1 protein-coding gene is annotated in these 722 nt (G+C 62.5%); it reads right to left on the reverse strand.

The features are described 5' to 3' along the window. Nucleotides 1-722 (reverse strand): VCBS domain-containing protein (locus tag AC1RO5_RS30885; protein ID WP_493179555.1); only part of this gene is annotated, 722 nt, incomplete at both ends.

Below are 722 nucleotides of genomic sequence, written 5' to 3' on the forward strand. Positions count from 1 at the left end.
AACTGGCCACTGACGCTGAGGCTGGTGTCTTCCTGTACCGCGCCGGCATCGTTGCCCGTTGCGAAACTGAGCACCGGCGCATCGTTGCTACCGGTGACGGTGACAGTCACCAGATGGGTGGCGACGCCGCCGAGGCCATCGCTGACCTGGACGCTGAACACTTCGTTGTGACTCTCGCCAACCTTCAGCGACTGCACGGCACTGGCAACACCATCGGTGCCGTTGGCCAAGGTGTATGTCCACTTACCGGTGCCGTCCACCGCGATCGAGCCGTAGCTGCCGGTATTGGACCCGGCGATGCTCCAAGTAGCGATGGCAGCGTGATCGATGTCGGTTGAACTGAACTGGCCACTGACGCTGAGGCTGGTGTCTTCCTGTACCGCGCCGGCATCGTTGCCCGTTGCGAAACTGAGCACCGGTGCATCGTTGCTACCGGTGACGGTGACCGTCACCAGATGGGTGGCGACGCCGCCGAGGCCATCGCTGACCTGGACGCTGAACACTTCGTTGTGACTCTCGCCAACCTTCAGTGATTGCACCGCACTGGCAACGCCATCGATGCCGTTGGCCAGGGTGTAGGTCCACTTACCGCTGCCGTCCACGGCGATCGAACCATAGGTGCCGGTATTTGACCCGGCAATGCTCCAGGTGGCGGTGGCCGCGTGGTCGATGTCGGTCGAACTGAACTGGCCACTGACGCTGAGCGTGGTGTCTTCCTGCAC

This window comes from Pseudomonas sp. GW822-FHT02G04 (assembly GCF_058802085.1).